Raw genomic sequence first — 12218 nt, forward strand, 5'->3', positions numbered from 1 at the left:
GGTAAGTGATAGATAATCTCGAAATAGAGAATATCTTAACGCTGATAGACCCGAATAACATTCGGGTCTATCAGCCAACATCTATATTGTTCGTTTGCGGCGGCACTATTGATACATCAGTACATCCTCCGCCGTCGCTGCGCGAAGCATTTATGCGAATTGCGCACAACAAGCCTTTCGACAAATACAACCCCGTTCTGGCCGAAGATCTCAACGCGTTCTTCCCGCAAGGGACGTATCGTGACTTATTAACCCTTGAGTCCGATATCGCGCAGATCTCTAGTTTGATCTTGGTGTTTTCTGAAAGCTATGGCAGCGCGGCTGAACTCGGCGCATTTGCTGTATTGCCAGAGATATCACAGAGACTTTTAGTTGTAGTTGACGACAAGAGATTCCAAGAAAATTCTTTTATAAAACTCGGTCCACTACTTTCTCTTCAAAATTCTGTGGGAGAAACCTCAGTTTGCGTTCTAAATCGCAGAGATATAGGCATAGAAAAAATAGATAAGCTTGAGAATCTTGATGTAGGTGAATTTTCTTACGTAATTGAGCATTCTATAAAGGAACGAATACGTTCAATACCGAATCACTCAACTTTCAACAGGGATAACAATGGGCATTTAATTAAGCTCATTGTCGGACTTATTCAGTGGTACGGCGCGCTAACTCCTGACGAAATTGACGTAGCGCTTTACTGTCTCGGCATAACTTGCCCCAGAGATCGAATCCTCAACTTTCTCGTTTGCGCCGACTTCGCGCGCTGGATCTCCAGCGCAAAGCGAGGCGTGAGAACATTCTATGTTGCAAAGGCTCCCAATATGGCTGTGCGGTTTCAAGCAAAACCGGGGATGGAGCTAGATCGCGTACGCTGGCAAGCGGCGATCAGAGATCAGTGGAAGGAGAAAGATAGAACGCGGTTCAACTGCATCGCTGAATCCGCAGGGCTCGCAAAGGACTGAAGATGAGCGAAATAATAGAAAAGCTTGTCGCCGCCAGCGGTCTCAATCCATTCGTAGTTCGGCGAATTTTGGCAACTGCCCCTCGACGATACAAGGAATTTTCGGTGCCGAAAAGAAATGGAGGGAAGCGAAAGATCGCTCAACCGGCAAAGGAACTAAAGATTCTGCAGCGCGCATTTGTGGATGAGTTCCTCTCAGAACTTCCAATTCACCCAGCAGCTACCGCGTACCGGGCGGAAACATCTATCAAAGATAACGCGGAAAGACACGCCGGTTTTGGGCCCATACTAAAAATGGATTTTAAGGACTTCTTTCCGTGCATAACAGACAGGGATTGGGAGCACTATTGCCAGAGGAACAATCTTTTCGAAGATCCTCTAGAGCGACGACTTTCGACACTCTTGCTTTTTCATAGACCCAAAGGCGGATCAAAACTTCGGCTAGCAATTGGGGCGCCGTCGTCCCCGACATTATCGAACGTTCTTTTGTTTGAATTTGATCGATACATCAGTGAACTCGTTGCACCAGATAAGGTGCTGTACACGCGGTACGCGGATGATCTCACGTTTTCGGCCCCAAGAACAGGCCACCTGACCGGCGTAAAAAGAGCAGTATCGAGAGCTATTAATCACGTAGATTTCCCGACTCTAAGAATAAATCGGGAGAAAACGACCTATATAACCACGAAATTCCATCGGAGCGTTACAGGACTGACCCTCGCCAACGATGGAAGAGTTACAATTGGAAGAGACAAGAAACGGGAGATTCGCGCTTCTGTTCATAGGTTTACATTAGGTAAACTTGATGAAGACTCGATCGAGCGGCTTCATGGATACATTTCATTCATCAACTCCGTAGAGCCGGAGTTCATCGATGTACTAACCAAGAAGTACGGGAGCGGAATGATGCAGAACTTGCGTGACGCAAGCGTCGCGATACGGCGCGCATAAAATTCAGACGGCTGCGTATCGCGTCATAATCCAAATGCACAGACCGTAAGAGATCGGATCTCTACTTCAGGGGATAGCAGTGCCTGTGGAACCCACCCTTGCCACCTCCCCCAACTCCCGCTACAACCACGGCATGATCAACACCGCGCACATCACTGCCATCTATTATGCGACGTCTCCATAGGGAGCGGCGCGTTTCGATCATGCCTTGAAACAAGCCGCCGTCAGGCGGCTTTGTCATTTTCAGCGCTCCCTGGCGGCATCAGCCATGGAGCACCCGATGACACCTTTCGATAGCCCAGCCGGTTCCTTCCAGCCGCGCTCGACCATAACCCGAACGCTGGTCGAGCGTGGTTACATCAACCAGGTCACCGATCTGCCGGGCGTCGACCGCGCCTTCGCGGGCGGGATCGTGCCCATTTATGCCGGTTTCGATGCGACGGCGGACAGTCTGCATGTCGGGCATCTCGTGCCGATCATGGCGCTGAGGCGGCTGCAGCAGGCCGGCCACAGGCCGATCGTGCTGATCGGCGGCGGCACCACGCGGATCGGCGATCCGAGCTTTCGCTCGGCGGCGCGGCCGATGCTGTCAGAGGACGAGATCGCGGCCAATGTCGCGGGCATAAGAAAAGTGTTCGAGCGGCTGCTGACCTTTGGCGACGGTCCGACCGACGCCGTCATGGTGAACAATGCCGACTGGCTGGACAAGATGGCCTGGATCGACATGCTGCGCGATGTCGGCAAGCATTTTTCCGTCAACCGCATGCTCTCCTTCGACAGCGTCAGGACGCGGCTGGAGCAGCAGGAGAACCTGAGCTTCCTCGAGTTCAACTACATGATCCTGCAGGCGGTCGATTTCCTCGAACTGTTCCGCCGAACCGGCTGCCGGATCCAGCTCGGCGGCGGCGACCAGTGGGGCAACATCATCGGCGGCGTCGACCTCCTGCGGCGCATCGAGGGCCAGGAAGTCTTCGGCATGACCACGCCGCTGCTCACCACCGCCTCGGGCGTCAAGATGGGCAAGACAGCGGCCGGCGCCGTCTGGGTCAATGCCAACCGCCTGTCGCCCTACGACTACTGGCAGTTCTGGCGCAACGTCGAGGATGCCGACGTGGTGCGCTTCCTGAAACTCTTCACCGACCTGCCGCTCGACGAGATCGAAAGGCTCGGCCGCGCCGAAGGTGCCGCGCTCAATGGGGTGAAGGAGCGCCTTGCCAACGAGGCGACGGCGCTGGCGCATGGGCGGCACGCGGCCGAACGGGCGCAGCAGACGGCGCGGCAGGCTTTCGGGCAAGGCGAAGCCGCCGCGGGCTTGCCGACGGTCGAACTCGACGCCGCCCAACGCACGGCCGGCGTGGTGCTGGTCGATCTGCTCGTCCTGGCCGGCCTGGCGTCGTCGAAGAGCGAGGCGCGCCGGGCGATCGCCGGCCGCGGTGTCCGCATCGACGGTGAGGTCGTCGATGCGGACGGGGTGGTGACCATCGGCGGCCAGCCGCTCCGGCTCTCGCTCGGCAGGAAGCGCCATGTGGTGGTGAAGTAGGCCGGCGCGCGCGGCGGCTGCCCGACCCAGGCCCCCGCCGCGCCCGTTCCTGTGCCCGTCGCTTGATGCCAGCATCGCATCTGCCGCGCGACGGGATGCGTCGGTAAACCAACGGGCCTGAGTGCGTTGGCTCGGCATTTCCAGCCGCGCCGACGCGCGGCGGCTGGCTCTCTGTGACCGGAGAGGGACGCAGCCGAAGAGATCGTGGCGGCATAGGTGTGACGACGGTAACCGGAGCGCGGCCCTCTCATGAAATCGGCTCGCAGCGTCACCACCGTAGCCGAAAAAGCGCCGGGATATACCCGACCGCCCTCATTCCTGTGCCTGTCACAGGAATCCAGCAGCGCCGCGTCTGCGGCGCGAAGGGCTCATTTCCGAGAATGCAAGCCCCAGCGTGCTGCCACCGCTGTCCGCCGTGCGGCCGCATGGCCACGTGATCCCTGTCACGAGCAGGGATGGAGGCAGACAGGGCTGCTGCCGCCAAGATCGCGGCGCCAACGGACCCGGCAACGGATCGAGGAGCTGCTGCGGCCGGCATCGTGGCTTCAATGCCGCTCGAACGCGATCTCGCACACGGCCACGCTGACGTAGCAGCGGTCAGCCCGCCGCAACCGCCCTCGCCTCGACCTGCCCCGCGTCGCCGAACTCTTCGCCCCACTTGCAGAGCGCATCCGCCGCCACGTTCAGCGCGGCACCGCGTTTGGTCAGCGAATAGACCACCTTTGGCGGCGTTTCGGCATAGATGGTGCGGCTGACGAGGCCGTCGGCCTCCAGTTCGCGCAGCTGCTGCGCCAGCATCTTCTCGCTGATGGCGGGCATCGCCTGGCGCAGGCGCCCGAAGCGGCGCGCCGCCTTGCCGAGTTCGCAGAGAATATCGACCTTCCACTTGCCCTCGATCGCCCGCAGCGCGGTCATGAAACCGCAGTTCTCCATCGCATCCGTCATGTCTTCCTCCCTTACGCAGGGGTAACCACTTACCCGCGGGTGCGTATTGCGACCGGGTTGCCCCACCTTACGTCTCAGCCGCGACGACAATCCCGTCGCGTCGAACAATCGAAGCGGGATGCGCACCAGCGCCGACCCGCGCCATGGATATGGAGACTGGACATGCAACCTGCAATCAGCGTTTTGGGAATGGGGCGAATGGGATCGGCACTGGCGCATGCGCTGCTGAAGGCAGGACACCCGACGACGGTATGGAACCGCACGCCGGCAAAGGCGGCGCCGCTCGCCGCTGCCGGAGCCGAGGTGGCGGCCAGTGTGCGCAACGCCGTCGCCGCGTCCGACATCGTCATCGTCAATGTCAGCGACTACGCGGCGACGCAAAGTCTGCTGCGCGCCCCTGACGTCACTGGTGCCCTCAAGGGCAAGCTGATCGTCGAGCTGACCTCCGGCACGCCCGATGGCGCGCGCGAGGTGCAGGATTGGGCCGGGCGACATGGCATCCGCTACCTCGACGGCGCAATCCTGGCGACGCCGGATTTCATCGGCACCGAAGCGGGCACGCTGCTCGTCTCCGGCCCGGCCGCAGCATTTGAGGAAAGCCGCGCGGTGCTCGCCGCGCTCGGCGGCAATGTCCAGCATATCGGCGCCGATCCGGGCCTTGCCAACGCACTCGACAGCGCCGTGCTCGCCCTGATGTGGGGTGCACTGTTCGGTGCGCTGCAATCGATCGCCGTCTGCCGCGCCGAGGCGATCGATCTCGAAACGCTCGGCAAGCAATGGTCGGCGACGGCGCCTGTCATCGATGGCCTCGTCGGCGACCTGATCAAGCGCAGTGCCGCCGGGCGCTATGCCGCCGACGGCGAGACGCTGTCCTCGGTCTCGCCGCACTATGGCGCTTTCCACCATCTGGTCGAGCTGATGGCCGCCCGCGGAATCGACCGCACCATCACCGACGGCTACGAGGCGATCTTCCGCCGTGCCATCGACGCCGGCCACCTGCACGACGATTTTGCGTCGCTGTCGCTGTTCATGGGGCGTCGATAGCGCGTAAGGCGAAGGGGCGCGCGCTGTCACCTGCGCCGCCCCGCGCCACAACTTTTGGCATCAAGGTCTCGCGCTTCAGGCCCTTGAAACGAGGCCGCGTTCCGCTTGCGCCGGCGGGCACTCGCCTCCCGGCCGCCGCGCCGCTCTTGAGATCGCCGATAACCCAATTGCGTACGGTATCGAGGCTGACGTCGGCCGTCCGCGAGCTGTGCAGAGCATGGCTGTTGCCACCGCCCCGACGCGCTTGGCAAAGGGAAGAAGTCGAGACGGCGCCGCCTATTCCGCCGCGTGGGCGTTCACCGCCAGCGCCTCCAGCTCGTAGGAATAGCCTTCCAGCATTTCATAGGCCTGCTCGATCGTCTTGATCTGCTCGTCGGTATTCTTGATCGCCTCGGCGATCGAGCGCGAGCGGGCGCGCAGCATCGAGCCGAGCACGTCGGTCTCCGGCCGGCGACCGAGGCGGTCGAGGTGCTTGCGCACGCGGGCGCGGTGACGCTCCAGCTCGAGGATATGGAAGCGGCTCTTGACGATATCGTCGGAAAGCTTGCGACGCATGGCGGCGACGGGATCGAAGCTGCCGGGCTCGCGCTCGTCGAGGATGAACTCGTTGACCAGCGTCTCCAGCATCATCAGGCCCTTGAGATCGCGTGCGTCGGCCAGCTGCGGATCGTAGCCGGTGTCGTCATACACCTTGCGACGGACCGGATCCTTGAGCAGCTCATAGGCCACTTGCAGCCGGGCAAACTGTTCGGGATCGCCGCCAGAATCCGGATGCGCGGATTTCGCCGCCTTGCGATAGGCGTTGCGGATTGCCTGATTGTCGGCATCGCGTTCCAGTCCAAGCAGTTCGTAAGGGTCGATCACGCTGTCCCTCTCCGTATGTCACTCCCACCGCAGGCCAAGGCCGTCGGCGCATTCTTCAGGCACGTCACGCCGTCCCGCTTTGCGCGACCGGCAGGGCATCGCTAAGCCATTGCCGGCCGAGACGGAACCAACCTTCGGTAAAACCTGCGCGTTATCCTGGGGATGCGCAAGTCTTATAGCGAGGCGCAAGCCTACCCCCGGCAGTCCACCCCAAGACGCGAACGCCCGTTGGCGGCGCGCACGTTCGGTCGCGGTCGGGACGAAATTGTGTCCGCAAACCGGCCGTCCCCGATTTTTCTCCCTGCCCGGAAAGCGACGGTGGAGAACCGGCCAAAGCCCTGCAAAGACAGAGGCCGGACGGCTTGCAGCGGCGCACAAGGCGCTTGCCTTTTTCTGCAAATCCTGTCACTTCTTCCGCCGTTCGGGCGATTTCTATCCCGGAGACTGGACTTTCAACTGCGCCCGGCCTTGTGTCGGGACCGCCGGCAGCGGCACCGTAGACGTCTTTTCCCCGATATCGTGACCACTCGACGCCTTTCCGCTTGCAAGCGGAAGACGAGATGCCCACATCCCCCAGGGGGCGCGGGCAACGCAAATTGACTGAAGGAAAAGGACTTCTTCCATGGCCACCAAGGGCATCGTAAAATTCTTCAACCAGGACAAGGGCTTCGGCTTCATCACGCCGGATGGCGGCGCGAAGGACGTGTTCGTACACATCTCCGCCGTTCAGGCCGCTGGCCTCGCTACCCTCAAGGATGGCCAGCAGGTCACCTTCGACACCGAGCCGGATCGCATGGGCAAGGGCCCGAAGGCCGTCAACATCCAGGCTGCCTAAGCCGGATCGTCCAGTCGGACATTCATTTGGAAACGGCGCCCCGCAAGGGGTGCCGTTTTCGTTTTGAGGGATCGGTATTCCAGGGGCATGCCCCGGACAATCCTGTCCATCAGTTCCGAAACCCCGCCTCGTAAGCGGCCTCGTGCTCCGGAAACAACGCGTTATACGGCGGGCAATCCACGCCAAGGATCGCGACCTCGATTTCGCCCATCTCCTCGAAATAGTCTTCGATGTACGCGCCGCCGGTCGATCGGATCGTCGTATCCCCGAGCATGACGACGATGACGCTATCTTCGGTGATCATGTCGCGGCGATAGGCACTGGTCGGCAAAAACCGTCCAAACGCAACGCCCATTGCGGCATCGCCGTTCTCGAACGCCGTGTGCCCAATGAGCTGATCGTCGAGGTAGATTTCAAACCGCTTCATTCGATCGTTCTCAGCGGTTCTCAGTTACTCCGCAGCCTGCTTTGCCGCCGTCGCCTCGAACACCGCCTCGAAGGCCGCGTGGATCACGTCCGGACCCGCGCCCTGGCGGGTCGCATCGGAGGACAGGATCTGGCGATAGCGTCTGGCGCCCGCCCAGCCCTGGAACAGGCCGACCATATGCCGGGTCACGTGGATCAGCCGTCCGCCATTGGCGATATGCGCGGCGGCGTAGTCCGCCATGGCGTCGCGGACGCGGGCCCAGAAATCGAGATCGAGGCGATGGCCGCGCTCCGAGAAGGTGGCACCGTTTTCAACGATGGACTCGGCCCCGGTCAGCGGATGCGGGAAATGGCGATCCGCCGACGTCAACATGGCGCTGTCGTGATAGGCGGCGCGGCCAAGCATGACACCGTCCAGATGCTGAAGCTGTTCAAGCGCCTGATCAAGGGTCTGAAGACCACCGTTGATGCCGACGAAAATATTGGGGTTTTCCTGCTTCAGCCGATGCACGAGACCATAATCGAGTGGCGGGATCTCGCGGTTCTCCCTGGGGCTCAGGCCCTGCAGCCAGGCCTTGCGCGCATGCACCCAGACGGCATCCGTGCCGGCATCGACCACCTGCGCGACGAGCGTGCGCAGCGCCACTTCCGGATCCTGATCGTCGACGCCGATCCGGCACTTGACCGTGACCGGGATTTTTACCGCCGCCTTCATCGCCGCAACGCAGGCAGCCACCGTCGCCGGCTCCTGCATCAGGCAGGCGCCAAACGTGCCGGATTGCACCCGGTCCGACGGGCAGCCGACATTCATGTTGATCTCGTCATAGCCGAAGGATTCGGCGATCCGTGCCGCCTCCGCCATCTTCGCCGGATCATTGCCGCCGAGCTGTAGCGCGACGGGATGCTCCGATGCATCAAAGCCGAGCAGCCTCTGCCGGTCTCCCCGCAGGATCGCCTCAGCGACGATCATCTCCGTATAGAGCAGCGCATGCCGCGACAGCTGCCGGGCGAAAAGGCGATAATGCCTGTCCGTCCAGTCGATCATGGGGGCAACGGCAAAGACAGGTCCCCTGAAGTACCTGCACCCACCCACGCTCTCAACCGTTTGCGCTGTCTTCATCATCTCTTGTCAGCTCTTGCTTGAGCCCTGCTCTGACCGCCGTCGCTGGGCGATTGCTACATTGTAGCAAGTGGTCCGGGGCTTGTCGTAAATCCATGGGCAGCATCGTCAGGCCAATGCGCCACAATGGGCCCGGGTCATATACCGCGTGGATCCGCAGAATGCGAGAGGGCAAACAGTCCAAGGTTAGAAGACGTGGCAGACCGGACAGAGTTGAAGGCCCCGACCACTCTCACCAGCGTGCTCGACCGACATCTGAGGCCGAGCAGTCTTGTCGGGCGCACGAAGGCGCAGACGCGAGAATGACGGCAGGCTCGAACGTCTCTAACTCGTTTACAAACCACAATTTTTGTTTAGTTAGAGCTGACCGTCGCAATGAGGGATTGATGTCGAATATTGTCAACACAGTTTGGATCGGCAAGCAGCTCGGCCCTGTCCATGCCGCCTGTTTGCGATCCTTTCTCCGCAACGACTATGATGTCGTTCTGCACGCCTTTGGAATGCCCGAAGATGCGCCTGAGGGCGTCAGATTATTCGATGCAAGCAAACTGATGTCCGTGCAGGAAGTTGAGATTTTTCGAGAAGCAAACAGGTTGGCTTTTGCCTCAGACATCTATCGTTACCGTATCCAACGGGAGAGCCTGGGCCTCTACGTCGACTGCGATGTGTATTGCCTGAAGCCTTTTTTCGAAGACGAATATGTATTTGGCTGGGAAAGTTCCAAGCTGATCTGCAATGCGGTTCTCAAGATACCGTCTGGGAGTCATTTGCTGAAGAATATCTTGAAAGCTTCAGAGGATATCTACTTCATTCCTCCTTGGATCCCCTCCCGCAAGAGAAACAAGATGGCACTGCGGAAAAAGCTCGGGTTTCCGGTGCATGTCGCAGATCAGGCTTGGGGCGTCATCGGTCCGCAACTCTTGACGCACCACGTGCGCGAGATGAACCTGACGAACCACGCGTCCAGCATAGATGCCTTCTACAATCTGCATTTCGAATGCACGGGCCTGCTGTACGAACCCGGGCTTTCCGTTCGCGACCTGGCGACCAGCCGCTCGTCCTTTCTTCATCTCTGCAACTCCCGCCTGAAGCCAAGTGGCGTTCCGGCCGGCAGTCCGATGCATGAAATTCTGAATGCGTGACGTTGGATGACGTCAGAAAGAGCGGGCCTGGATGAAGATCGCCCTGCCCGCCTTTCGGCCGCAAAACGCGCAGCGCAAATGAGTGATAATGCCGCCAACGTGGACAGCGTCAGGCTTAGCCGAACGGCACGGCCGTCCAGCGGTAGCGAATGCTGCGGAAAAGGAACGGCGGCAGCGCCGCTGCCTGCAAGGACAGGCGCTTGCACTCGCGCCAGAGCTTCTGGTGTATCCTGAGCTTTGGCTTCACGCGGACCGTTGCGCCGGCCGGCTTGCGGATCGTGCTTCCATGCGCGGGGTCGGCACTGTCGAGCAGCATGCCCTGGATGCAGACGGCCGGATAGAGCTGATGGATGCGGCAGTCTTCCGGCCGCGGCACCTCGTCGTCGAACATGAAATGATCGACGGGGCATGGAAACGCCGCTTCCGAGAGCTCGAGCAGCCTTTTTGCATAGTTCCGAGAGATGACATAGCCGCCCGTGCCGACATGGCATCCCCGCAACGCGTGGATCGAGCGCGCGGCATCGGCGAGCACACGGGCGCGGCTGAGAAACACCTTCTGCCGGAAGGTCTCGATCTTCAGCAGCCCCACTTCGGCCGGTATCCAATCCGATGACGACAGCGCATGGGTGGCGCTCGGCGAAAAGAAGACATCGTCCTCGATCACCGCGCCATAGGCATCGTTCCCTTCCGCAATGATGGCCCAGCAACTCCGATGGCTCATGAAGCAGGCGATCTCGGCCTTGTTCATCCTCTTCCACTGCTTCGACGCCGGCTGCATCGCCAGAACGGCGTCATCGAGCTCTCGCCCATCAACGGCAGCGACGCGCTCGAAATTCAGGCCGAGGGTGGAAAACTGGCTACCGATATGGATCAGGCGCTCAGGGGAACGGTCGAGATTGATCACCAGGCAGCGCATGGATAGCCCTGTTTCCTTCCATCTTGGCGTGTGCGGGGCGAAGGCGCACGCCGCATGGCGTGGCGCACGCGCCGGAACACCGGAACTCCGAAAAAACGCTCCAAAATCAACAGCAGGGTGACCGAACGCATCATCGGGATTCGTACAACTACGCGACGAGCTATCACGGATCGCCCAGCGTCACAACGATCAGCCCTGCGGCGACAAGCTGCTGCGCGACAACGACGTCTGCGAGCTCCTCGCGATACGAGGCTGACGGGACTACCGGTTGGGTTCCGTCAAACTGCCCCAATGGGAGCGCCGCGCCGGCGCGCGCCCATTCGGGCATGGTTTCCATTTTGTTAAGCAAAATCACCGATTGTGCCGCATCGACTGGATCGTCATCGGAGCGAAACATGAGCTACGATTGGAGCGGCGCACGGCGCCGGCGGACAATAGCGACCGTCATCGGCGCCGCATTTCTGCTGCTGGCACTGGCGGCCACGGTGGCAGCATCGGTTGGCACGAGCCTTTTCTGAGCGACAGGCACTTTTTTGCGGCTTTGAACGACGGAGGACGAGCGTGTGATTGCCAACGGAAGGAAGGCAGATTGATCGGCCCGCCTCGCCCTCTCCGTTCCACCGCTCACGGGCTTGACGGCGCTCGCGGACAGGACTAGGGCAGCGTTCCTGTATCGTTACCGGTCACAGGAATAAGGACGGACGGCATGAAACGCGCGATCGCGGCACTTCTCACGCTTCTCTTGGCCGGATGCCAATCGATGGAGTTGGAGGCGCCCGAGGTCGCAAGGCCCCGGCCGACCGCCCCGTCCGTTCCGACGCTGTCGGGCGATGCGCTCCAGGCCTTTCTTGTCGGCAAGACGCTCCGCTACAATCTCAACGGCGTCAACTCGACCTTCTTCGCCGACGGCCGCTACGGCTATCGCGACTACGAGGTGCGCGACGGCGGCAGCTACACGATTACCGGCGACGAGGTCTGCATAACCTTCGAGGATGGCGGCCGTCGCTGCGACCAGTATGCGCAGATCGGTTCCGACTATTACCGGATCGAGGAAGGCGGCCGCCGCACCAAGGTCGACCGCGTCGTCCCGGCGGCCTGACAATCCCGACGGCAACGGGCGTGCCCGTATAACCCCTCATTCCCGAGGGGTTCAATTCGCCGGCCTTCTGCCATAGTGCACGCGGGAATGCGACCTTGTGGGAGGGACGGGTGGCCCCATTGCGAGCGACACAATGCCTGGCGCTGTCGAAGGTCGACATGGCGAGGCTGCAGCGTGTCTTCGACGCGCTTTGCATTGAGCAGGGCTGGGCACGCGACGGGGAGCCGGCGCGGCGCCATGCCAGGATGCTGATCGACGACTATCTCGCAGGCAATACGAGCGAGGGGCGACTGCTCATTGCCGGTCGCGCATTTGCCGAAAGATTGCAGCGTGATATGCCCCGATAACGCCACCAGCGACGTTCGCACGACATGGCTT

General features: G+C 60.8%; 15 protein-coding genes. 9 read left to right on the top strand and 6 right to left on the bottom strand.

All coding sequences use genetic code 11. From position 1 onward, the window contains the following. Positions 1 to 5: 5 nt before the first annotated feature. From IB267_RS02885 to tyrS, 3 genes are all read left to right on the top strand, one after another. On the top strand, positions 6 to 959 hold the full coding sequence (locus IB267_RS02885; RefSeq protein WP_192446320.1) for a retron St85 family effector protein: 954 nt from the start codon (positions 6 to 8) through the stop codon (positions 957 to 959). Positions 960 to 961: 2 nt separating this feature from the next. Further along, a complete protein-coding gene (locus IB267_RS02890) occupies positions 962 to 1909 on the top strand; it encodes a retron St85 family RNA-directed DNA polymerase (protein WP_192446321.1) in 948 nt (315 codons plus the stop codon). Between the two features lie 280 nt (positions 1910 to 2189). Next, a complete protein-coding gene (gene tyrS / locus IB267_RS02895) occupies positions 2190 to 3449 on the top strand; it encodes a tyrosine--tRNA ligase (protein ID WP_192446322.1) in 1260 nt (419 codons plus the stop codon). Between the two features lie 597 nt (positions 3450 to 4046). On the opposite strand, the gene IB267_RS02900 is transcribed toward tyrS, so the two are convergent. Further along, positions 4047 to 4394, bottom strand: a complete 348-nt coding sequence (locus tag IB267_RS02900) for a helix-turn-helix domain-containing protein (protein ID WP_192446323.1) — start codon at positions 4392 to 4394, stop codon at positions 4047 to 4049. Positions 4395 to 4556: 162 nt separating this feature from the next. Here IB267_RS02900 and IB267_RS02905 point away from each other — a divergent pair, with 162 nt between their 5' ends. Next, the gene (locus IB267_RS02905; RefSeq protein ID WP_192446324.1) at positions 4557 to 5438 is read left to right on the top strand and encodes an NAD(P)-dependent oxidoreductase; all 882 of its coding nucleotides are present in this window, start codon (positions 4557 to 4559) and stop codon (positions 5436 to 5438) included. Between the two features lie 276 nt (positions 5439 to 5714). Here IB267_RS02905 and IB267_RS02910 read toward each other — a convergent pair whose 3' ends face one another. Next, positions 5715 to 6302, bottom strand: coding sequence for a J domain-containing protein (locus IB267_RS02910; RefSeq protein WP_192446325.1), 588 nt, complete (start codon positions 6300 to 6302; stop codon positions 5715 to 5717). 622 nt (positions 6303 to 6924) lie between these two features. Between IB267_RS02910 and IB267_RS02915 the strand changes: the two genes are divergently transcribed. Then, positions 6925 to 7137: a cold-shock protein gene (locus IB267_RS02915; RefSeq protein ID WP_034788487.1), complete on the top strand. Its 213-nt coding sequence runs from the start codon at positions 6925 to 6927 to the stop codon at positions 7135 to 7137. A 109-nt stretch (positions 7138 to 7246) separates the two neighbouring features. On the opposite strand, the gene IB267_RS02920 is transcribed toward IB267_RS02915, so the two are convergent. Both IB267_RS02920 and dusA read right to left on the bottom strand, forming a co-directional pair. Beyond that, complete coding sequence (locus IB267_RS02920; protein ID WP_192446326.1) at positions 7247 to 7564, bottom strand: hypothetical protein; 318 nt, start codon at positions 7562 to 7564, stop codon at positions 7247 to 7249. 24 nt (positions 7565 to 7588) lie between these two features. Continuing rightward, entirely contained in the window at positions 7589 to 8686 is a 1098-nt protein-coding gene (dusA, locus tag IB267_RS02925) for a tRNA dihydrouridine(20/20a) synthase DusA (RefSeq protein ID WP_192446327.1), read from the bottom strand. A 383-nt stretch (positions 8687 to 9069) separates the two neighbouring features. Here dusA and IB267_RS02930 point away from each other — a divergent pair, with 383 nt between their 5' ends. Next, the gene (locus IB267_RS02930; protein WP_192446328.1) at positions 9070 to 9825 is read left to right on the top strand and encodes a galactosyltransferase Lgt5; all 756 of its coding nucleotides are present in this window, start codon (positions 9070 to 9072) and stop codon (positions 9823 to 9825) included. Between the two features lie 115 nt (positions 9826 to 9940). Here the strand turns inward: IB267_RS02930 and IB267_RS02935 are convergent, their stop codons facing one another. Both IB267_RS02935 and IB267_RS02940 read right to left on the bottom strand, forming a co-directional pair. Continuing rightward, on the bottom strand, positions 9941 to 10741 hold the full coding sequence (locus IB267_RS02935; RefSeq protein ID WP_192446329.1) for a glycosyltransferase family 25 protein: 801 nt from the start codon (positions 10739 to 10741) through the stop codon (positions 9941 to 9943). Between the two features lie 163 nt (positions 10742 to 10904). Next, a complete protein-coding gene (locus IB267_RS02940; protein WP_192446330.1) occupies positions 10905 to 11138 on the bottom strand; it encodes a hypothetical protein in 234 nt (77 codons plus the stop codon). Between IB267_RS02940 and IB267_RS33660 the strand changes: the two genes are divergently transcribed. The 3 genes from IB267_RS33660 to IB267_RS02950 all read left to right on the top strand — a co-directional run bounded on the left by IB267_RS33660 (position 11137) and on the right by IB267_RS02950 (position 12187). Then, on the top strand, positions 11137 to 11259 hold the full coding sequence (locus tag IB267_RS33660; RefSeq protein WP_256364300.1) for a hypothetical protein: 123 nt from the start codon (positions 11137 to 11139) through the stop codon (positions 11257 to 11259). The genes IB267_RS02940 and IB267_RS33660 overlap by 2 nt on opposite strands. A gap of 188 nt (positions 11260 to 11447) precedes the next feature. Further along, entirely contained in the window at positions 11448 to 11840 is a 393-nt protein-coding gene (locus IB267_RS02945; RefSeq protein ID WP_192446331.1) for a hypothetical protein, read from the top strand. 110 nt (positions 11841 to 11950) lie between these two features. Next, positions 11951 to 12187: a hypothetical protein gene (locus tag IB267_RS02950; RefSeq protein ID WP_246765000.1), complete on the top strand. Its 237-nt coding sequence runs from the start codon at positions 11951 to 11953 to the stop codon at positions 12185 to 12187. Positions 12188 to 12218 lie beyond the last annotated feature (31 nt).

Source organism: Ensifer sp. ENS09, assembly GCF_014852425.1.
Taxonomy (GTDB): Bacteria; Pseudomonadota; Alphaproteobacteria; order Rhizobiales; family Rhizobiaceae; genus Ensifer.

Coding starts and splice junctions, on each gene's coding strand:
- IB267_RS02915 (WP_034788487.1), top strand. CDS start 6,925: ATGGCCACCAAGGGCATCGTAAAATTCTTCAACCAGGACAAGGGCTTC.
- IB267_RS02920 (WP_192446326.1), bottom strand. CDS start 7,564: ATGAAGCGGTTTGAAATCTACCTCGACGATCAGCTCATTGGGCACACG.
- IB267_RS02890 (WP_192446321.1), top strand. CDS start 962: ATGAGCGAAATAATAGAAAAGCTTGTCGCCGCCAGCGGTCTCAATCCA.
- tyrS (WP_192446322.1), top strand. CDS start 2,190: ATGACACCTTTCGATAGCCCAGCCGGTTCCTTCCAGCCGCGCTCGACC.
- IB267_RS02900 (WP_192446323.1), bottom strand. CDS start 4,394: ATGACGGATGCGATGGAGAACTGCGGTTTCATGACCGCGCTGCGGGCG.
- IB267_RS33660 (WP_256364300.1), top strand. CDS start 11,137: ATGAGCTACGATTGGAGCGGCGCACGGCGCCGGCGGACAATAGCGACC.
- IB267_RS02935 (WP_192446329.1), bottom strand. CDS start 10,741: ATGCGCTGCCTGGTGATCAATCTCGACCGTTCCCCTGAGCGCCTGATC.
- IB267_RS02940 (WP_192446330.1), bottom strand. CDS start 11,138: ATGTTTCGCTCCGATGACGATCCAGTCGATGCGGCACAATCGGTGATT.
- IB267_RS02930 (WP_192446328.1), top strand. CDS start 9,070: ATGTCGAATATTGTCAACACAGTTTGGATCGGCAAGCAGCTCGGCCCT.
- dusA (WP_192446327.1), bottom strand. CDS start 8,686: ATGATGAAGACAGCGCAAACGGTTGAGAGCGTGGGTGGGTGCAGGTAC.
- IB267_RS02905 (WP_192446324.1), top strand. CDS start 4,557: ATGCAACCTGCAATCAGCGTTTTGGGAATGGGGCGAATGGGATCGGCA.
- IB267_RS02945 (WP_192446331.1), top strand. CDS start 11,448: ATGAAACGCGCGATCGCGGCACTTCTCACGCTTCTCTTGGCCGGATGC.